At 45.4% G+C, this 20556-nt stretch carries 19 protein-coding genes and 2 pseudogenes; 12 read left to right on the plus strand and 9 right to left on the minus strand.

Annotated features, from left to right (window positions below; translation table 11 throughout):
- Nucleotides 1-169: 169 nt before the first annotated feature.
- The gene (locus ABDK09_09705; GenBank protein XAW89855.1) at nucleotides 170-817 is read right to left on the minus strand and encodes a glutathione S-transferase family protein; all 648 of its coding nucleotides are present in this window, start codon (nucleotides 815-817) and stop codon (nucleotides 170-172) included.
- A 102-nt stretch (nucleotides 818-919) separates the two neighbouring features.
- Here ABDK09_09705 and ABDK09_09710 point away from each other — a divergent pair, with 102 nt between their 5' ends.
- Nucleotides 920-1780: a LysR substrate-binding domain-containing protein gene (locus ABDK09_09710; GenBank protein ID XAW89856.1), complete on the plus strand. Its 861-nt coding sequence runs from the start codon at nucleotides 920-922 to the stop codon at nucleotides 1778-1780.
- Between the two features lies 1 nt (nucleotide 1781).
- Here the strand turns inward: ABDK09_09710 and ABDK09_09715 are convergent, their stop codons facing one another.
- Both ABDK09_09715 and ABDK09_09720 read right to left on the minus strand, forming a co-directional pair.
- Nucleotides 1782-2936 (minus strand): GNAT family N-acetyltransferase, encoded by a 1155-nt coding sequence (locus tag ABDK09_09715; protein XAW89857.1) that lies wholly within the window; start codon nucleotides 2934-2936, stop codon nucleotides 1782-1784.
- 303 nt (nucleotides 2937-3239) lie between these two features.
- Nucleotides 3240-4131: pseudogene (locus ABDK09_09720) on the minus strand (LysR family transcriptional regulator).
- Nucleotides 4132-4241: 110 nt separating this feature from the next.
- Here ABDK09_09720 and ABDK09_09725 point away from each other — a divergent pair.
- From ABDK09_09725 to ABDK09_09760, 8 genes are all read left to right on the plus strand, one after another.
- On the plus strand, nucleotides 4242-4913 hold the full coding sequence (locus tag ABDK09_09725; GenBank protein ID XAW89858.1) for a type 1 glutamine amidotransferase domain-containing protein: 672 nt from the start codon (nucleotides 4242-4244) through the stop codon (nucleotides 4911-4913).
- A 249-nt stretch (nucleotides 4914-5162) separates the two neighbouring features.
- Nucleotides 5163-6119, plus strand: coding sequence for a methyl-accepting chemotaxis protein (locus ABDK09_09730; protein XAW89859.1), 957 nt, complete (start codon nucleotides 5163-5165; stop codon nucleotides 6117-6119).
- A gap of 73 nt (nucleotides 6120-6192) precedes the next feature.
- On the plus strand, nucleotides 6193-6786 hold the full coding sequence (locus ABDK09_09735) for a methyl-accepting chemotaxis protein (protein XAW90713.1): 594 nt from the start codon (nucleotides 6193-6195) through the stop codon (nucleotides 6784-6786).
- Between the two features lie 788 nt (nucleotides 6787-7574).
- A complete protein-coding gene (locus ABDK09_09740; protein XAW90714.1) occupies nucleotides 7575-8177 on the plus strand; it encodes a methyl-accepting chemotaxis protein in 603 nt (200 codons plus the stop codon).
- A 773-nt stretch (nucleotides 8178-8950) separates the two neighbouring features.
- Nucleotides 8951-9736, plus strand: coding sequence for a hypothetical protein (locus tag ABDK09_09745; GenBank protein XAW89860.1), 786 nt, complete (start codon nucleotides 8951-8953; stop codon nucleotides 9734-9736).
- Between the two features lie 25 nt (nucleotides 9737-9761).
- Nucleotides 9762-10688: a hypothetical protein gene (locus ABDK09_09750; protein ID XAW89861.1), complete on the plus strand. Its 927-nt coding sequence runs from the start codon at nucleotides 9762-9764 to the stop codon at nucleotides 10686-10688.
- A gap of 99 nt (nucleotides 10689-10787) precedes the next feature.
- Nucleotides 10788-11216 (plus strand): hypothetical protein, encoded by a 429-nt coding sequence (locus ABDK09_09755; GenBank protein XAW89862.1) that lies wholly within the window; start codon nucleotides 10788-10790, stop codon nucleotides 11214-11216.
- Nucleotides 11146-11652 carry a hypothetical protein gene (locus ABDK09_09760; protein ID XAW89863.1) on the plus strand — a complete coding sequence of 169 codons (507 nt, stop codon included), beginning with the start codon at nucleotides 11146-11148 and terminating at the stop codon, nucleotides 11650-11652. Before ABDK09_09755 ends, ABDK09_09760 begins: the two co-directional genes overlap by 71 nt.
- 53 nt (nucleotides 11653-11705) lie before the next feature.
- Here ABDK09_09760 and ABDK09_09765 read toward each other — a convergent pair whose 3' ends face one another.
- Both ABDK09_09765 and ABDK09_09770 read right to left on the minus strand, forming a co-directional pair.
- On the minus strand, nucleotides 11706-12914 hold the full coding sequence (locus ABDK09_09765) for an IS256 family transposase (GenBank protein ID XAW89864.1): 1209 nt from the start codon (nucleotides 12912-12914) through the stop codon (nucleotides 11706-11708).
- A gap of 477 nt (nucleotides 12915-13391) precedes the next feature.
- A complete protein-coding gene (locus ABDK09_09770; protein XAW89865.1) occupies nucleotides 13392-14297 on the minus strand; it encodes a LysR family transcriptional regulator in 906 nt (301 codons plus the stop codon).
- 166 nt (nucleotides 14298-14463) lie between these two features.
- On the opposite strand from ABDK09_09770, the pseudogene ABDK09_09775 reads away from it, so the two are divergent.
- Nucleotides 14464-15397 (plus strand): annotated as a pseudogene (locus tag ABDK09_09775) (aldo/keto reductase).
- Nucleotides 15398-15468: 71 nt separating this feature from the next.
- The gene (locus ABDK09_09780; GenBank protein ID XAW89866.1) at nucleotides 15469-16629 is read left to right on the plus strand and encodes an MFS transporter; all 1161 of its coding nucleotides are present in this window, start codon (nucleotides 15469-15471) and stop codon (nucleotides 16627-16629) included.
- Between the two features lie 242 nt (nucleotides 16630-16871).
- Here the strand turns inward: ABDK09_09780 and ABDK09_09785 are convergent, their stop codons facing one another.
- Nucleotides 16872-17492: an NAD(P)H-dependent oxidoreductase gene (locus tag ABDK09_09785; protein XAW89867.1), complete on the minus strand. Its 621-nt coding sequence runs from the start codon at nucleotides 17490-17492 to the stop codon at nucleotides 16872-16874.
- A 267-nt stretch (nucleotides 17493-17759) separates the two neighbouring features.
- Between ABDK09_09785 and ABDK09_09790 the strand changes: the two genes are divergently transcribed.
- Nucleotides 17760-18656, plus strand: a complete 897-nt coding sequence (locus ABDK09_09790) for a LysR family transcriptional regulator (protein ID XAW89868.1) — start codon at nucleotides 17760-17762, stop codon at nucleotides 18654-18656.
- Here the strand turns inward: ABDK09_09790 and ABDK09_09795 are convergent.
- The 3 genes from ABDK09_09795 to ABDK09_09805 all read right to left on the minus strand — a co-directional run bounded on the left by ABDK09_09795 (nucleotide 18643) and on the right by ABDK09_09805 (nucleotide 20540).
- Nucleotides 18643-18918 (minus strand): hypothetical protein, encoded by a 276-nt coding sequence (locus ABDK09_09795; protein ID XAW89869.1) that lies wholly within the window; start codon nucleotides 18916-18918, stop codon nucleotides 18643-18645. The genes ABDK09_09790 and ABDK09_09795 overlap by 14 nt on opposite strands.
- A 546-nt stretch (nucleotides 18919-19464) precedes the next feature.
- Complete coding sequence (locus ABDK09_09800) at nucleotides 19465-20127, minus strand: hypothetical protein (GenBank protein XAW89870.1); 663 nt, start codon at nucleotides 20125-20127, stop codon at nucleotides 19465-19467.
- Between the two features lie 167 nt (nucleotides 20128-20294).
- Nucleotides 20295-20540, minus strand: coding sequence for a hypothetical protein (locus ABDK09_09805; GenBank protein XAW89871.1), 246 nt, complete (start codon nucleotides 20538-20540; stop codon nucleotides 20295-20297).
- Nucleotides 20541-20556: the final 16 nt, after the last annotated feature.

The raw sequence follows: 20556 nt of genomic DNA on the forward strand, positions 1-20556 counted from the left end.
ACTTCATCAGTATAGATTTGATTGGGGCTGGCATGAGTGGGATGTTGAGCCAAAGATAAGTACAGGGTCAGTTGTATTGTACAGGAAGGTGCGTGTCCTGTTCGGATGTGTTAGCAGGACACACACTTTCATCAGTCGTCAAAATTTACGGTGTGTGTCCCACTAAAAATCAGATTGGTGTCCCAGCTTCGTCGATATCCACAATCTCGGTTTCTAAGCTGGCTTCGCTGAGCCAGCGCTGGATGGTTGGGCTGGCGAGGACGTGGTCACGGTATTGAGCGGCGCCGGGCGACAGCTCGATACCATAGGTTTTAAAGCGCAGCGCGACCGGGGCAAACATCGCATCGGCAATTGACCACTCGCCAAACAGCCATTGGCCCGGATAGCGCGCCATCTGCTCGCACCATAATGCGTCAATACGGGCGATATCCTGCTGCGCCCCGTCGCTTAATTCTATATGACGGCGCGCGCGGCAGTTCATCGGCATTTCGTTACGCAGGGCATTGAACCCTGAGTGCATTTCGCAGCTGATGGCCCGGGCTTTGGCTTTGTCGGCTTTATCCGCCGGCCAGGCTTGGCCGCTCAGATAGTTGTCATTGACGTACTCAAGAATGGCCAGCGAATCCCACACCACTATGTCACCATCCTGCAGCGCCGGGACTTTGCCTGTCGGCGTAATGGCTTGCAGCGTGGCATAAAACTCCGGCGTGCAGAGTTGTAGTTTACGGCTCTCGACCGGCAGCTGGTAATGGGCGAAAATCAGCCAGGCTCTGAGTGACCACGTTGAGTAGTTTTGATTGGCGATATAAAGTTGCATACATAACTCCTTGTCTTGTCTGTTGCTCAGCATAGAAAAACAATCGCAGCCTGACTAACGGATTGTTTGGATAATAACCATTAATAAAAGCGATGGATGAGTATGGATATTGATTCGTTACGCAGTTTTCTGGCCTTTGTTGACACCGGCAGTTTTACCCGCGCCGCCAAGCAAATAGCCCGCACCCAATCGGCGTTCAGTGCGCAGATGCGCAAGCTGGAGCAGGAAATCGGCAGTGAACTGTTTGTCAAAGAGGGACGAAATCTGGCGCTGAGCGAAGCCGGTATCCGGCTGGTGAACCATGCGCATGAGCTGTTAGAGCGCCACAATAAGGCGCTGCTGGAGCTGAAAAAGTTTCAGCACAAACAGCCGCTGCGCCTCGGCTGTCCGGAAGACTATAACGATCAGGTATTGCCGAAATTAATGCAGGCGTTACTGGCGGCCAAACCGACCTGTTCAATCCAGGTGTTTAATGAACCGAGTGTCGTGCTGCGCCAATGGTTGGATGAGGGCAAATTAGATGCCGCGATTGTGACCCGTTCTGCCAACAGTGAAGAAGGCTATTGGATCACCAGTGACCAGGGCGTGTGGATCTGCGCGCAGCCGGATGCTGAGACTGTTCAGCGTTCGCCGTTGCCGCTGGCCCTGTTTCAGACCGACTGCCGTTATCATTCGGCTGCCATCGACAGCCTGACTAAGCGCGGTGTGCCGTTTCACTTAGTAGCGTGCTGTAACACCTCATCGGCGCAGCGGGCGATTGTCCGTCAGGGGCTGGCAGTGGGCGCGATGGGGCGGCTCAGTGTCACTGACGATTTAACCATCCTCAGTGATTTTCCGCCGCTGCCGGCGGTCGATATCGTGTTGCTGGTGGCCGCTAAATCCCATCCGCTGCTGCCGCGTCAGTTTCTGAGTGACATCGGTGAGCTGTTTACTGCGCCGCAGGCGGAGCAGTCGTCAGAGTAAATTATATCTCCGGCTGCGTGTGTTGCAGGCGGTAGGGCAGGTAAGTGGCGAGCTCGGCCATACGAGCCTCGACCAGTCGCTGCTCCTCTTTGACGAAGCGCGCGATGGCCGGACGAAACGTGGCGGACTCAATCCAGTGCGCGGACCAGGTTGCGGTCGGCTCAAAGCCGCGCTGAATCTTATGCTCGCCCTGTGCGCCCGGGTCAAAATGCGCGATCTGATGGCGGATGCAGTAATCAATGCCCTGATAGTAGCAGGCTTCAAAGTGCAGCCGGTCGAACTCCTCGCTGCAGCCCCAGTAGCGGCCATACAGGGTGTGACTGTCTTTAAAGAACCAGGCACCGGCGACGGGCTGCTGCTGATGGTAGGCCTGAATCAATACGATATGCTGCGGCATACGCTGGCGCAGGCTCTCGAAAAAATCCTGATTGAGGTGCGGATAACGGCCGCGTTTGAGATAAGTCAGCTGGTAGAACTCAAAAAAGACCGCCACGTCGTCATCGCTTAACTGCGCGCCTTCAATGACTCGAAGCTCAATCTCTTGCTCTGTCACTTTCTCGCGCTCTTTACGCAGGTTTTTACGTTTGCGTGAAGTCAGGGTCGCAAGGAAATCCTCAAAGTGCTGATAGCCGCGGTTATACCAGTGATACTGGCAGTCCATCCGCACCGAGAGCGGCTTGAACTGTTGGATATGCTGCGCTTCAACAAACAGGCCATGCCAGCCGGAAAACTGATGCTCGGCGCACAGCTGACGCACCGCGCTCAGCATCGGCTGCAGAGCGTCGTCATAGCTGATGACATCGGCACGATACAGCAGGCGCGGGCCACTGACCGGCGTAAACGGAATCGCGCTCACCAGCTTGGGAAAATACTCTTCACCGGCCTCTTGGTAGGCTTCCTGCCATGACCAGTCAAACACGTACTCGCCCCAGGAGTGACTTTTCAGATACATCGGCATCGCCGCCAGTATGGTGCCATGCTCATCTTCCAGCGTCAGGTGGAGCGGATGCCAGCCACTGTCATCACTGACACAGCCACTCTGTTCTAACGCGCTCAGGTAGGCATAAGATAGAAACGGATAGTCACAGCAGCGTAGCGCGTCCCACTCAGGCTGCGCAATGTCGGTCAGTTGTTGGTGAACTTTGATGAGGGCCATGGTGAGCGTCCAAGCAGTAAACAGGCGTGAGTTATCCTAGCAGAAACCCTTAGCAGGACAAACCGTGAGCAGTAAACCGTTAGCAGGACACACGCATTAAGTCGTTGTCGCATCAAATCGTTCAAGGCGTTTTTAATGGGTATTTTCCTCTGTGTACAGCTCTGAAAGCTTTTGGATTATAGGTAACCATCCTTGCCTGGTTTTCTGTGATTTTAATTATTTTCATTTAAATACAGTTATTTATGATGTACAGCTTTTTTATGCTCAGTTTGATGAGCTTTTGGAACATAGGTGACCTTACCGTTATTTGCCAGCTTGTGCCCAGTCAGCGAAGTAACTGACCAGATAGTCGATCGCCAGACGGGCGCGTAACGGCAGAAAGCGCTGGTTCTGATACACAATCCAGCTGCTGTTGCCTGGCCCCCAGAAGTCTTGCAGGATCGGAAGCAGCGTGCCGGATTCTATACCTTTGGCCAGGCTGCTTTTGGGCATATAGGCGATGCCGAGCCCCTGTTTCGCAGGCAGCAATGGCCGCGTTGGAATTGTTACTTTTCCAGCGCCCGTGCACTCGCACGCTGAGAGGTTTGTTGTCGTTGGCAAATTGCCAGTGATCGTTATTGGTAATGATGCAGCTATGTTGTTTGAGTTGATTTGGATGGGACGGCTCACCAAAGCGGTGTAAATAGTCACGGCTGGCGACCGCGGCCATCGGGCGGTCAACCAGCTTTCTGGCAACCAGGCCCGAGTCTTTGAGCGCGCCGTAGCGAATCGCGAAGTCGATGCCATCTTCAATAAAATTGACCATGCGCGAGTTAAAATCCATCTCGATGGTGAGCTCTGGATATTGCTGGGCAAACTGCATCAGGGCTGGGGCGACGTGCTCTTCGGCAAACGCGCCGGCAGCGCTGACACGCAGAGTGCCGCTTAGAGTGATTTGCTGTGAGTTTAAGCCTTCATTGGCCTGCTCCAGCCCGGTCACCAGCTCTCGGCATTGCGAGTAATACAACTGACCAGCGTCGGTTAAATTGACCAGCCGGGTCGAGCGGGCAAACAAGGCCACCCCCAGGCGATCTTCCAACCGCGATACCTGGCGGCTGACGTGACTGGTGCTGCAACTGAGCTGTTTAGCGGCCGCCGAAAAGCCCTGACTTTCCGCCACGGCGACAAATTCTATGATGCCATCAAAACTGTTCATAACCTTCTATCTTTGCTATTTAGCAATAATCTTTTGTTGATTAACGGTATTATCATTGAAATGTTTTTTAATTAGTATCTTTTCTGTACTCAATCATGCAGGAGACAGCAATGAAGAAGATTCTAATTCCGGTAACTAATCATGCCACATTGGGCGATACCGACCAGGCGAACGGTACTTACTCACCAGAGATCACGCACGTCATCCATGAGCTGACCACGGCCGGGTTTGAGTATGACATTGCGTCGATTGAAGGTGGCAAAGCGCCGCTGTATGGCACTGACATCGAAGGTGATGAAGTCAACAGCCGAGTACTGGCGGATGATGATTTTCAAAACCGAATCAACAACACCATCCCGGTCTCGCAAATAAATATTGACGACTATGTCGCGGTATTTTATCCGGGCGGCTTCGGCTTGCTGTCTGATCTGGCCACCAACACCAGCTTTGCGCAACTGGCGGCTAAACACTATGAAGGCGGCGGTACGATAGCGGCTGTCTGTCATGGCCCGGCGGCACTGCTGCCGATTACCCTGAGCAACGGTGAAAGCTTACTGGCGACAAAATCGGTTACCGGTTTCACCCGCGAAGAAGAGATTGATTTTGGCACTATCGAACACATTCCGTTCTTGCTGGAAGAGTCACTGACCCGCAAAGCGGCGCGTTTCAGCAAAGTGCAGCCTTGGCAGGAGTTCGTGATTGTGGATGAGCGACTGATTACCGGGCAAAACCCGACCAGCGCACATGGCGTCGGCAAAGCATTGGTCTCTGCGCTGTCTTAAGTGATGACCGCTAAGGTTTAATCGCTTTAATTGCCAATCGCTAATAGCTCACTGAATGTGGGCTATTTTTGTTTCTGAGCGATGCTCAGTTAACGGGGAAGTTAACGGGGACACACACCTTATCGGTACTAATAATTAAAGAGGACACACACTTTTTCAGTAAGGTGTGTGTCCTTTTTGTTTGTGTCTATAATTGTTAAAAAATCAGTTAACAATAACGTTATCAATACGGCCACGGTGAAGGTATCTATGCGCAATATTAAAATCGGAACACTACTGTTGGGTGGTTTTATTATTCCCATCATCGCTCTTATCGGACTGGTGTGGTTGTCCATTACTGAAATGGGCACGATTAACAGCCAATCGACGATTATCTCTACCAACTGGCTGCCGTCGGTGCAGTTAGTGGAACGGGTAAATACCCAGACTTCTGATCTGAGAAACAGAGAATCTGTCCATATTATTTCTACCAACGCGACTCAAATCGCGTCTGCCACTCAAGCGATTGAGGACTCCAAAGCTGAAATACAAAAGACCCTCTCTGAGTATGAACAACTGGTGTCCAGTGACGAAGAAAAGCGCCTGCTGCAGGAGTTTAAGCAGAAATATAACGACTATTTAGTGATTCAACGCAATCTGCTGGCACTGTCGGAGCAAAATAAAAATGAAGAAGCTAAGGCCTTGTATCTGGGGCAGTCACGCGACGCTTACCGGGCTTATTCAGAGGTGCTGACCCGACTTTCAGACCTGAATGAAGCTTCGGCAAATCAAGCCAGTGAGTACGGCGATGTCATCTACGAAGAAGCAATTGAAATGATGCTGGCGGTGGTGGTTGTCGTGACGATTGTGGTTATTGCCACCGGCTTGGTTATCTCTAAAAATCTGACCAGTTCAATCAGCCTGGTACAGGATGCGATGGGCAAAATGGCGCAAGGGAACCTGACGGTTCGTATTGAACAGTTAGGTAACAATGAGTTGGGGATTCTGGCGGACAGTTACAATCAAGCCGCCAGCAAACTGTCGCAGTTGATGAGCAAATTGATTGCGGTTGCCGATAACGTCGCGCTGTCGTCAGAAACTCTGGCATCGACCATGAACCAAGCCGATGCCAACTCGCAAAATATGCTGTCTCAGGTTGAGCAGATCGCGACCGCATTGACGGAGATGTCGAGTACCGCACTGGAAATGAGCCAGAAACGCCGCTAACGCAGAAACGGCAGCCGGTGAGGCGATAGCTTATGTCGAAGTCGGTAATAAATCGCTGATTGAGTCGAATAAAATATCCCTCAAGATCGGCGACTCGTTGGGTGAGGCGACCAGTCTGGTGAATCAGCTCAAAGAGTACTCGACCGATATCGGTGAAGTGATTGATGTGATTAACAGCATCTCAGAGCAGACTAATTTGCTGGCCCTGAACGCGGCGATCGAGGCGGCGCGGGCCGGTGAAGCGGGGCGCGGCTTTGCGGTGGTGGCCGATGAAGTACGTTCACTGGCAGCCAAAACCCAGCAGTCGACCATAGACATTCAGGAAATTATCACCAAGTTGCAGTCACAAGCGGAAAAAGCCGATCAGTTTATGCAGTCCAACAGCAAGCTGATTGATGATTCGCAGCAAATCGCACATACCGTGCAGGAAGCGTTCAAGAAAATTACCGAATCGGTGACCACTATTTCTGACGTCAACACGCTGGTGGCGACGGCGGCAAGTGAGCAATCGAGCGTAACTGAAGATATCTCCAACAACATCGCTTCGACGGTCGACATCGTCAACCAGAACGTTGCAGGTATCGCCGAAAGTACCAATGCAAGCCGCTCACTGGCGCGTGAATCAGAAAACCAGAAAGGGCTGCTGAATGTGTTTGTGATTGGTTAAGCGCAAACCGTTGATATCACTTCACGTCAACCCGATGACTGACATCCGGCAGGTATTCATATCGGGTCCCTGACGGATGTCAAAAGCAGGACACGCGCTGTTTGCTCTTGTTTCGCATAAGGAGCGCTTAAAGTGTGTGTCCTCTTTACTCTTGCGCTGTTTATTGTTGCTGATGTGAGAGCCAAACGAGAGGCTCAGTGACCGGTTTTGCGGGCTAAATGAGGTTAAAATCCAGCAAACAGCATTAAAATGAGCAAATTGAACAAGATATAGCTGATAACGTCAATAGTACTGTATACTGCGCTCTCTTACGCATACCTTCATCTGTCGCGATAGAAGGTCGTTATTCTAATCAGTCTTTTGAGTTGTCTATGCTTTCTAAATTACCGGTTTTTTCTAAATTGATAGCCGCTGATATTGTGGTGGCGGTCGGGTTAATCCTTGCCTTCTTTTTCGCTGAACAGGGCTTGTCTTCAACCATCATCTTTCTGGTCGTACTTGCGACTGTCATGGTAAATGCAGCGCTGCTTTATATGTCTCTGTGTTATCGCTTGCAGGCGATTGCCGGCAAGCTGGTGAAGCGCACTTCCTACGCAACGGATCCTTTATCGCGCTTAGATTCCGCGGCGACTTTTGTTGTGGATGAATTGGAACAGTGCCGGGCTAACATCACCGCTCTGGAGAGTAACCAGCAGCAGCTTGAGCGTGAAATCGCTCGTCTTGAGCAGCAAAACCGTCAGCCTGATCTGAGCCGTCAATTGCAGCCGGTTGCCAATCGCGCATCGGACATGGGTAATACAGCGGCGGACATGATGGCCCAGACTGAGCAGATCACGGAAATGACCCGCCAGGTGATTACGGACCTGACTAAATCCTGGGAAGGTTTATCGCTGGGCGCCAAAGCGACCAAAGACGACGCAGATTTTATCAGCGGCTTTAAAGGCGACATCACCACCTTGAGCGAAACCGTGTCCAGCATCAGTAGTTTGGTTCAGGAGATTGATGATATTTCTGAGCAAACCAATTTGCTGGCACTGAATGCCGCGATTGAAGCGGCGCGAGCCGGGGAGCACGGCCGCGGATTTGCGGTGGTGGCTGATGAAGTACGAAAACTGGCGACCCGGGCTCAGTCTTCCGCCACTTATATTGAACGCGGTATCGCGACCGTGATTGACCAGGCCAACTCGTCGTCGAAAGGCATGGAGCGCATCAGAAATAACGTCGATTTCGCGGTGGTGGCTAACTTTGAACAAGTGGAGTTTGTGCAGGATATCCTGGATCGCCTGCAACAAATGAACGCCAGCATCAGCCAGCTTAACGCATCCGCTACTCAGCATCGTGATTTGAGTGAGGACGTTTGCCAGGGGCTGGAGCAGTTGCAGAGTGCCTGATCAAGGGCAATGAGATGTGAGTGTAGCCTCACATCAGGATATAACGCTTCTTAAAAGGACACACACCTTGTTGCGAGGGTGTGTGTCCTTTTTTGTTTTTTCATTTACTGATGCGGACGGGCAGAAAAGCTGGTACTTACCGGACAAGACTACGGACCGGATATCGATCGGACCAGAAAAGACAAAGGCCCGTAGATTTCTCTACGAGCCTTCTGAAAGATGGTGGCCCCTCCCAGACTTGAACTGGGGACCAATCGATTATGAGTTAGCCACTAACGCAGGAAGCCTAGGAAAACCGAGGTAAATTAAACGTAACTAAAAATACCTTAAAGTATTTACTAAACAGTAGTTTAGCGTAGTTTTGGTAAAACTGTCAAAACTAGTGACTGTACCTCTAGTGTACCTTTTTTCGGTACAGTACTCATACTCTGTGATTTCAGAATGCTCCGATCGATCGCCTTCACCACTCCTGCTCCCAAGACCGAAGAGGCGATCTGTTCCCACAACAAAACCGGCTAGCCAGCACATAATGGACACGTTTCTTTTGTCATTTCTTGACCACCTTTTATCAATGGCAGATTATGAGCTTAGTGGATTATTGGTGGTTAGATAGACATGTTCTGTCGTTACAGAGTGTTTAATAAAATTAACCATATAAATCAGAATCTTGATGTTATGGTGTCTGTATTTTCTTAAAATGTTATATAGACAATGTCTGCTTAAAAAAGACTGTTAGCTTAAGCCTCAAATCACGAATACATAAAGGATCAACTTTGACTTTTACAGAGATTTTTAACGCCATAAAATCCTATTTGGCAGGTTTTTTAACTTTTGTTGTCTGCTTTGCAGTTGCAGGTGTGTTTTTGTGGAATGAGTACAAGGCAGTGCAGGCTGATAAAGAGGCCGTATCAACCAAGTTACTATCCCTGAAAGATGCACAGATAGAACTAGAAAAGGAAAGGTCGCTCTTGCAGTCAGAATTGAAGGATGCAGAACTTAAGCAGGAGAAAGAAAAGGCGATATTGCAATCAAAGCTAAAAGAAAAGGAGTTTGAGCTTTCCACAAAGGAAGCAAAATTGGAACATACTAAAGCTGAATTAGAGGACGAAATTAATAAACTTAAGGGCTCTCTATCTAGCAAGCAGTCAATTAAGAGTGACTTGATTAAGGCCAAAGAAAGCGAGCTTAAGATTCTGATTGATCAGTATCAAAGCAAAGTCAAAGAAGTCAACGAACTATACTCATATTATTCAAACGAAGCCCTAAAAGCGAAGGCCGAAGAGCTAATATTGAAAGCTATGAACGAATTTTCGGCTTTAGGTGTAAATATTAGAAAGCCTGATTGGTGTGATAAAGATTACACAAGTAGGTATTACCAAGGCGAAGCTCTAATTGACCAGATTAGTGCCTTAAATAGTAAATATTCAATCAGTGACGAGTACGATTGGTATGTTAGAACGCATTCTCGAGGGATTTTTTCTTCAAGTGATGGAGTATGTGAAGCTAACAAGTCAAGTAACTCGGATGCTGCAAGCAGCACCGGTTTCTTGAAGCGTTAAGTGAATACAGAAAGGAGTCTTATCTATGATTATCAATAAAAAGCGGATCAGAACGCTAGGCGCGTACACTAAAGCGTTGCAAGAGGGTCAGCCCATAGTTGTGAGCGTTGGAGTATCAGATATTGATAGTGTCGCAGCTATAAATGTTGGCTTTAGTCCTGATTTATCTCCTGGGGAAACTGTCCTTCCGAAAGCAATTGGCAACATTTCTAAATTCAATGCCGAGGGTAAAGAAATCCCACTAAAAGACGAGCCAAAGGAAACACACTATAGACAGCAAGAATGGACCTGGAAAGAGTTCAGAGGTAGATACGATTTTGAGGAAAAGTCAAAAATCGTAGATATTCCTTATGAGCGCTATCCCAGAGAGCATGTAGAGCCTCCGGCTGTTGAACTGCATATCGCCACAAATGCTGACAGTGAAAAATTCATCGTCTCAGACCCGATAGAATTTACTACCGAGAACGAAGATCATCTGGTTCATATAATCAACTTATTCCTTGAGATTTTTGGATATTGCGAGATTAGGAGTGAGAATCTCGATTCTATTATTAGGGCTCCTCTTCGTAAGCTGAATTGGGATGTCCTTCCTCCAGGGAAAAAACCTTGGGGCGAGCTAAAGCCACTTGTAAATGAAGCTACAGAGAATCTCTCGGAAGGAAATAAAGTTGTTATTGATAAAAGGTTGGAATCTATCAATGTACATGAGCCCGACTTTGTTGCAGTAGGTAGAGCTGGATTTTCAGGTTATTTGATCTTTGGTTTCCCTGACAAAAATCTATACATCTTGGAAAGCACGCAAACAAACAATGCCACATATGTCATTGAAAAAAATTGGGAAGCTCTGTCTGGTTTAACTAAGGCTGAAATCCTAGAGAATAACCTACACAAAGAACGGATTATTCACAGGGAGAGTTGGTTTAATGAGATCAATCGAGTCTTGTGCAATTGAATCACTTAACAAGTCAATTAACTACGCGCCTGCGCTACGCTTCTGCTGCCGGTTATTGAGGCGTCATGCCTCCCCAATATTTTAACCTTTGGAGTAAGAATGAGATTAAAATCAGATTTTTTTTGTGATTGGGTCAATATCCAGAAAGATATTTTGATGAACCACTGGGGATATGATGTTTCATCAGTACCGGATAATGAGATCCCTTTTGTATATTTCAATGCTGAGCAGCGCCGTCCTGAAGCCAAAGTTAGGCAATTGCTTTTGGCTGATACTTTTTCTTGCCCTCAAAATTTAGAGTCCGGATGGGAACGTTTAAAAGGCTTGATTAAATCAGGTCATGACTTAACCCCTAATTTGAGTAAATTGGTAAACAATTTGAATAACAAAGATTCCATGCTCAATGATTGGGGAGTTCATCATTTTCATTTAGGTGAAAATATGAAAGGTGACTTTATTGAACGCACTGGACCACTTCTATTTGCACTGCTCATCGAGGATACGTTTCTATGCAATCGGTATCTTTAACCATGGCTCATGGGCAGACCAAGATATAGTTGAAATTATTCACCGTAATTGGTCTAGCGTAGTCGAGCGGTACCAAATTAAAGGCATCGTATCGTCGACTCCTTTAACCGAGCAAGAACGTTTAACTCTCCGTAAAAGAAATGCCAATAGCTTCGTAACTGTTCAGGATGGGACTGTCTATGCACCGATAGGTGGTGGAATGGTAAGTTCTGGTTTTAATATACAGGCTGTAATGAGAAAAGATCGCCAAAAAATATTTCTCAGAAACTTAGAACAACATCTAGATAGTCAGCTAGATAGCTTACGTGAGGTTTTTGAGAAACAAGGTTACAGCGGTGAGCCCGAGCTTGAAGCAATCTTGGATATTACAGAAGATAAATATACCGCTCTATTCCCTAAATATGGTGTGTCAGCAATTTTGTGGTCCAAGGCATAACAAACGAGCATGGCGTCAGTGAGACTGTAAATAATTCTGTGTAATTGTCGGGGTTACATATAATCACGCAGTCTGTCTTCGAACATAATCATAAAGCGGTTCAGGGCCTGTCGCCAGTTTCTGATAGGCATTGTCCACCTCTTGGATGCATCCTGGATCGCTAAGAAGATGACCTTTCTTGCCGATTCATCTGTTGGGAACAGCTTACGTTTTTTGATGGCTTTTCTAATCACGCTGTTCAACGACTCGATGGCGTTAGTCGTGTAAATCGCCTTCCTGATGTCCTCAGGGTAGTTAAACAGCGTATTGAGATTAGCCCAGTGAGTTGTCCAAGAGCGGCTGATTTGAGGGTACTTAGCGTCCCATTTATCAGCGAACTTCTCTAATGCTAGCAAGGCTTCATCTTCGGTTTTCGATTGGTAGATGGCCTTCAGATCCACAGCAACCGCCTTGTAATCTTTCCACGGCACATATTTCATTGAGTTTCGCACCATATGGACGATGCAGAGCTGGATTTGAGTGTTAGGGAAAGCGGTGTTGATGGCGTCAGGGAAGCCTTTTAGCCCATCAACACAAGCGATGAGGATGTCCTTGACGCCCCGATTTTGTAACTCCGTCAGCACATTCAGCCAGAACTTAGCCCCTTCGTTTTCAGATAACCACATGCCGAGTAGCTCTTTCTGACCTTCCATATTGACGCCGAGTGCTAGATAAACCGACTTGTTGATGACTTGCTTGTCCTGGCGAATTTTGACCACGATACAGTCAAGGTAAACAATGGGATACACTTCATCCAGAGGACGAGATTGCCACTCGATAACTTGCTCCAGAACGGCGTCAGTGACCTTAGATACCAAGGTGGAGGAGACATCTGCATCGTACATTTCTTTGAATGTGGCGACGATCTCTCGGGTGGTCATGCCTTTCGCATACAGACTTAAGATCTTGTCATCCATGGATTGGAATCGGGTCTGATGCTTACGAACTAACTGGGGTTCAAAGCTTGCCTCTCGGTCGCGAGGCACCTCAATTGGAACGTCACCATCATCAGTGATGATCGACTTTGATGAGTACCCATTGCGGGAGTTGGTACTGGGTTTTGACGCGTGTTTTTCATAACCAAGGTGCTCATCAAGTTCAGCATTAAGCGCCGTTTCAACAGTCACCTTGGTTAACATTTTACGGAAGTCATCCAGATCGGATTCTGTCTTGATTGATTTGGCGGCTTCACGCGCAAATGCTTCCAGTGCTTTCTTATCCATAATGTCTATCCTTAGCCTTTTAAGGCTTAAGCTTAGACAATTACACAGAAATCAGGACAGTCTCGCGTCAGTAGTTAAATTTTTACCATATTCACATTCCAAACAGTACCTATAGTGAGCAATCAAATTATGATCGCTTAGCCTTGCCTCTTCTCTCCAACTCTTTTCGCATCTTGGCCGATGCATCTTTCATGTCCTGGCGTAGATTTTCAATCTCTTCAGGTGTGAGTGGTCTTGGTCCATCATGATCTAGATACTCAGAACGAGATGCTCTGGCTTCTTTTCTCTTTCTAAGCTCCTCTCTGGCCCATTTTGACTACTCCTGCAATCATTCCTCAAGTTTTCCTTTTCGGCTTCTGTGAGGGGGCGTGGTGGCTCTGTATTGGGGGTTTTTCTTTTCATGCTGGGTCTATCACTCTTCTTCCTCGCCATGTTACTTCAAGGTCTGAAGTTGTCTTCGATTGCGCGATTTTTGCTTTAGGAGTCTGTATTTCTAGACTTAACCCAATCTATTAAAGTTCGCAAAGACACAGGAACATATTTTCGACTTGGGTAATAAATGCAGAAGTGTTCAGATGGATAATTATAGTTAGGTAACAAACGAACAAGATGACCTTTGTTTATTCTATCTTTGACTAAGTGTTCGTAGACGAAAGCTATACCTATATTGGATTCCGCGGCCTGAATCATAGCCATATCAGAATCAAGAACAAGATCTCCATTTACAGATATTTCTCTTATGTTTCCCTCGGTATCTAAAAACTCCCATCGATATATTTTTCCGCTAGGGAAACAACGATTTATACACTTGAATTTGGTCAGTGATTCAGGGGTTTCTGGGATGCCAAATTCTTTTAAAAAGATAGGGCTGGCTACTGGAATAAGGGATGGCTTATCTCCAATTGGAATTGCAACCATATCTTTAGGTACATCATGATTGTATCTAATTCCTGCATCAAAACCTGATTCAATGATATTAATCATTCTATCTGTTGTGAATAACTCTAAAGTTATATTAGGATGTTCATTTTTGAATTTTAATAAATATTCTTTGAAAAAAATATCAAGTGCTACTCTTGGTAAGTTTAACTTTATGACGCCTTCGGGCTTATTTTTATAACTATTTATATTATCAATGACTTTTCGATATTGATTAAAAATAGGTATAACATCATTTAAGAACTCTTCACCCACAACTGTCAGCGAGAGGCTTCTTGTTGAACGATTTAAAAGCCTCACTCCTAGCTTTTCCTCCAAATTATTTATGGCTGTTGTCAGAGACGGAGGTGATACATTTAATTCTTTTGCTGCTTTGCGAAAACTTCCGTGTCTCACAATAAGCATTAACATTTCAATATGCTGTAATTCGGGAATGTTTTTCATTGTTTATAATCTTCTAATAGTGCATTAAATATATGTTAATTGTTTTGGGTTTGGAATGAAAGTATACATATAAAAACACTAGGTAAGTAAGGACAAATAAGTGAAAACACGTTATCTCGGAAAAGAACAATTCGAAGTTTCAACACTTGGGCTTGGTTGTATGGGAATGAGTTTTGCGTATGGAGGTGCTGAAGAATCTCAAGCGATTAATACTATTCATACTGCTGTTGATATGGGAGTTACCTTTCTAGACACAGCTGAGGTATATGGTCCTTTTCAGAATGAAGAGTTACTCGGAAAAGCGATTAAAGGTATTCGGGATAAAGTCCAGATCGCAACTAAGTTTGGGTTTCGAATCCTTCCTACAGGTCAGGGACTTGAACGTATGGCGGGTGTTGACAGTAGACCAGAGCACATCAGAGAAGCGGTTGAGGGTTCTCTCAAACGGTTAGACATTGATACTATCGATATACTCTACCAGCACCGTGTTGATCCAAATATACCTATTGAAGATGTTGTCGGGACTATGGCGGATCTTATCAAAGAAGGGAAAATACGCCATATCGGTTTATCAGAAGTCTCTGGTGATACTTTGCTTAGAGCCTCTAAAGTCCATTCTATTACTGCGGTCCAGACAGAATACTCGCTTTGGACGCGGGAAACCAGAAGACGGCATTCTTAAAGCTTGTCACGAACTTGGGGTCGGCTTTGTTCCATATAGCCCGTTAGGACGCGGATTTTTAACAGGAAAGATAACGGATCAGTCAGGCTTTGCGCATGATGACTTTCGACGCAACCTTCCTCGTTTTCAGCAAGAAGCGATATTGAAAAATCAGCAACTACTAAACCAGTTGCAAGATATTGCATCTAAGCATGAGTGTACGTTAGCTCAATTGGCATTAGGGTGGGTATTGAGTAAAGGTGACAATATTGTTCCAATTCCTGGTGCTAGAAGAATAGAGCATTTAATAGATAATATTGGTGCTGTCACATTAAATATCTCCAGTGATGACATTAAACATATAGATAATATCTTTACGCCAAATAATGTTCATGGCTTAAGATACAATGAAGGAGATTTTGAATTAATCGATAAATAGAATGATTAATTTCAGGCATTTTTCTTTCAGTAAATAAATGTCCCGCCAGCATGGCGGGAAATAAGGTTTTTATGAACATCGCTGTTTCTCGTTCGTCAAGTATGCCAGCTTCAATATATGCGCTATCTGTAGGTTCTTTTGGTATAGGAACTACAGAGTTTGTAATTATGGGGCTCCTGATCACTATTTCTCGTGATTTTAATATATCTATTACACTAGCTGCTTACTCTATTACGGCTTATGCGTTTGGAGTCGTAATAGGTGCCCCTTTACTAACTCCATTGCTTAGTAAATATAATAAAAAACCGGTTCTAATTTTTCTTATGATCGTATTCATAATAGGTAATTTGTGGTGTGGTTTATCTGGAAGTATTAGTACATTAATTATTGCTAGAATAATAACTGCTTTTTCTCATGCTTCATTCTTTGGTGTTAGCTCCGTTTATGCTTCCGAATTAGCACCTGCTGATAGAAGGGCTTCTGCCGTATCTGCCGTTTTTCTTGGTGCGACGTTAGCTAACATCATGGGAGTACCTATTGGTGCCTGGGTGGGGCAGTTTGCTGGTTGGCGTTATACATTCTTTATGGTCACATTTATTGGCTTATTGTCTGCATTGGCAATAATAACCTCTGTTCCTAATGTAAGAAATAAAAATGCACCAAAAATCAAGATAATAGATGAATTGAGAGTCGTGACAATACCTAATGTTTTTAAAAGCTTATTGATTACGGCATTCGGATTTTCAGGAGTTTTTACTGCTTTCACTTATATCTCACCAATGCTTAAAGATATTACAGGTATGAATGAGAATCTAATACCGCCAGTTTTAGTTTTGTTCGGTATCGGTATGGTTGTTGGGAATTATTTTGGTGGAAAACTGACTGACAAAGGAACTCGTAAGGCACTTACTATAACGTTATTATTTCTAATTGTCGTTCTATGCTTGTTTCCTATTGCAATATTATCCGAGCCTACAGCCTGTCTTGCGATTTTTTTATTAGGTATGGCTATGTTTTCAACTATTCCGCCATTGCAAGTACAGGCACTTGATAGCAGCGATATATCAAAGAGTATGGTTTCTTCTTGTAACATTGCTGCATTCAATCTTGGTAATGCTGCTGGTGCTTTCCTAGGAGGGGTACTCATTACTAATGGAGTGTCTTTATTTCAGGTTCCATTTTTTGGGGCACTATTAACAGCAATTGGATTAATCATTGCATTTTTAAGATAGTCATTAGTTGGAGATTAGGCATCTTGGCATGAGATCAAAGAATCTTATATTCGAAACAAATAGCTCTGAGTGATAGTGTTTTTTACTGCATGTAAATCTCGCTTTGATATACGTCGGCATGTTACGACTGGGTGTTATTGTAGTATGTTGTATGCTACATACAACATACTACATTTCTTTTGACTTATTAAAGTCCGACGAATTTTTGGGGTGGGGAGCTTCAGTACCGTAAAAATGAGAAACTAATCATCCATATGGATACTTAAGCCGGTTTTATCCGTGGCTAGATGACTGACTAGAGTGTTCGATTCATAATCGCCACTGTCTTGTCGTCGAAATGGTATAGGGGCTTCATCAAACAGGTGCTCAAGGCGAGTGTTCCAAGAGCTGAGTTCTTTTTCAATCACACTAGATTCCACTTTCCCTGTACCATAAACAGCATGAGTTGGTAGTACATCGAATCCTGGAAAGAAGAGAGCTCCGTGAGTGATAGGAAACAGCAGTTCATCTAAAGGACCATTAATGCCTCTTGGTGAGTAATCCTGGCTTGGTCCTCCTACCATCACTGATAGAATCGCTCGCTTACCTTTGAATATCCCATCTCCATATCGATATCGATTACCCTGTCCTTTGTAGCCGTACGCAAAGCCATACGCATACACTCTGTCTATCCAGCCTTTTAGAATAGCTGGCATACCAAACCACCACAGTGGAAAATGAAATATAACGGCATCAGCCGCAAGGAGTTTTTGCTGTTCAGCGTGAACATCTTGGGTTTGTTGAGCAGTCGTATAAGCATGCTCAGACTCTTGAATAAACATCAATTTCTCAGAGTTTCGCTCTGTTGGGAAAGTCGGCTTCATCGAAAGTGGCTTTCCAATTCATACTGTAAAGATCTGATTTCAGAACGTTATATCCCAGGCTTTCTAATGTCTGCAAAGTTTTAGACACAAATGTTCGGGTCAGTGACTTTGGCTCAGGATGTGCGTAAACAACTAAGACGGTTTTTGACATGGCTCTCTCCTAAAGTGCTTCAACGAGCTATCTGATCATTTCTTGATACCGAATGCAGTGTGTAGGAAAGTTTGGTATATCTGAAATCTAAACATTCATGTGTAGGTATAGTTTTGATGGATACCAAAAAACCAGATCTCAATTTGCTCGCTACGCTAGAGGTCTTACTGGAAGAAAAAAATGTGAGTAAAGCAGCAGCCAGGCTACATCTAAGCCAACCTGCCGTTAGCACGCAATTAAGTCGGTTAAGAGATCTATTTAATGATCAGTTACTGATTCCAGCGCGTCGCGGAATGATCCCAACGGCGAAGGCGTTGGAGTTGCGCGCACCGTTGCGTCAGGCTTTAGATCACGTTCGAGACACTTTATCGACACATCAAAGCTTTGAACCGGAAAAAGCATATCTGACGGTTATGATTGCTAGCACCGACTATCTTCAATCCGTTATTGGTTCATCCATAATTGAAGCGATAAGGGAGCATGCACCTGGTATTAAAATTGGGTTACGGAATTTAGAGCCATCTCGATTAAACGAGCAATTTGTGAATGGTGAGGTCGATCTTGCTCTTATGACGCCGGAAGAGGCTCCTTCCGAGCTACGAACTAGGCATTTGTACGATGAAGTGTATGTACTGATCGGCCATAAAAATCACCCACAGCTTTCAGACAGTATGAGTTTTGAAGATTATCTCTCACTTGAACACATTGTTGTTTCTCTTGATGGTGGAAACTTTTTGACGCCTCACGATCAAGCTTTAAAAGAGCTTGGTTATTCGCGAAATGTCGTACTTTCAGTAGCTACATTCCTGATCGTTCCTGAAATAGTTGCTAAGTCCAACTTTGTAGCATTAGTTCCGAAGCGCTTAGTGAGTGGTCGAACTGATCTAAAAATAGTCTCTCCACCTATGTCATCAACCGGGTTCTCTGTAGGGATGGTTTGGCATGAACGTACTCATAATCACAGTGCACATCGTTGGGTACGTGATGTGATCAATCAAATTATGATCGCTTAGTCGGACCTCTTTTCTTTAACTCTTCTTGCATCTTGGCCGATGCATCTTTCATGTCCTGACGCAGATCTTCAATCTCTTCAGGTGTGAGTGGTCTTGGTCCATCCTGGTCTAGTTGCTCAGAACTGGATGATTTGGCTTCTTTTCTCTTTCTCAGCTCCTTTCTGGCCCATTTTGACGACTCCAGCATATCTTGCCTCAAGTTGTCCTTTTCGGCCTCTGTGAGGGGGCGTGGTGGCTCTGTATTGGGGGCTTTTCTTTTCATGCTGCGTCTGGCTCTCTCGGTGAGAAGATTTTGCTGTTTTGAGTCGATTACCTTCCTGGCGTAAAAACTATCATCTCATCATATGCTCAGGTGCTCAATATGTGAGCTGTTCTTGCAGCTGGTGATCAAGCTCCCGATGGGAGTCCAGAGGGGCTTGCCCCTTTGGGCATAGCGCAGCGTAAACTTTCAAATTCTATGCGAACGTTAGTTCGCGAAGACATTGATTCATGGGGAGGTACGAGGCATGAATCAATGCATGAAGTAATAGGTTAGGAAGTCTGTACAGCTCTCACTTTTCGTGCTTCCCGTGGTCCCGTTTTAGAGTCTCACTTTATCGACGATATGGTTTGTACGAGTTAAATTGCTTCGTTTTAAGGGCAACTGAACAGTGATTGATGAGTAAAGCAGTCAAAATTGTAGTTTGGGGTGGGGTCAGAATTGCTCATTAGTGGCGCAAAATTGCACATTTCCAGATGCCAGGCGTGCGAATATGACCGGAGTAAACCGGCGTGTTGCATTGAAGTGTTGAGCTTGATTTAGGTACCGTCAGCTCTCGTTGCTAAAAGGCTCTGCTTCGCAATAACGATAGTCCTGCGTTGTTTGCAGTGATATCGCCATAGAATGAGTTATGCGAGCACTGTGGCCTTTAAATACTCGCCATTGATTACTTAGCCCTTTAGCTTTGAGAGATTTCAGCGCGTGCTCTTGTTGCTGAGAAAGCCAATCTTTTTTGAACCCGAGTTCAGTCATGAATTTTTTCGTGAACCATTTATAAGCGGGCTTGTTGAAGACCTTTCCTTCACTCGTACTCATTCTTGCAGTAATACTATTTAAGTAGCCTGCATCGGTAATTTTTTTGATATACCGGTACCAAGTGGAACGGGGAATCGTTTCGTTGTGCAGTCGTTCATGGCGTTTCATGAAGGCTTTGTATGTAATCGGATCCAAGAACTCTTTTTTGGCTACGCCGATACGCAAAGTCGACCAATCTACCGCATCAATTAAGGTTTCGAGTATTCGATACATTCGGAGGCGAGCGTCTTTGCGGCATATATCCAGAGATTTGAGCATAAAGCTACGTACCGGGAATTTAGCGACTCGGTCTGAGACTATACGAGTGGTTTCTGGTACTGCTTTGAGCCTTTTCCCTCGATACTTGTTAAAACGGTGCTTATTTTGTCGGGTGCTGCTATTGGTTTTGTTGGTCATGGGATCACCCTTTGAAGATAGAATATGTCAGGGTGAAAAATGAGCACTTTATATCTTTAAAGTGTGCACTATAATGTTTTATTGTCATGTTATACCTCTCAGGAAGGTTAATGTGAAAATGCGGGCCGGTGTTGCGAGCACCGGCCTGTGTGTCTTTATGATTTGCGTTACTTGAACGGCCAACCTTTGGTTTTATTGGTTTGTTTATTCAACGACATCATTCCTCGATACGCCTTGTTTGCTACTTTGTTTTGAATCCCTTCCAGCACGTCAGCTAAGCGATAAAGCTGCTTACTGTATTTGGTGGAGTGTGCCCACTGACCAGCAAAATAAAACGCCAGCATTACCAGGAACATGACCGCGAAAAACGCGCCAAAGTCGGTCCAGTTTTGAGGTGGAAAATGTAGTTCCATGCTTGTTCTCCTCTAT

The sequence above is a fragment of the Vibrio sp. CDRSL-10 TSBA genome (genome assembly GCA_039696685.1).
Classification (GTDB): domain Bacteria; phylum Pseudomonadota; class Gammaproteobacteria; order Enterobacterales; family Vibrionaceae; genus Vibrio.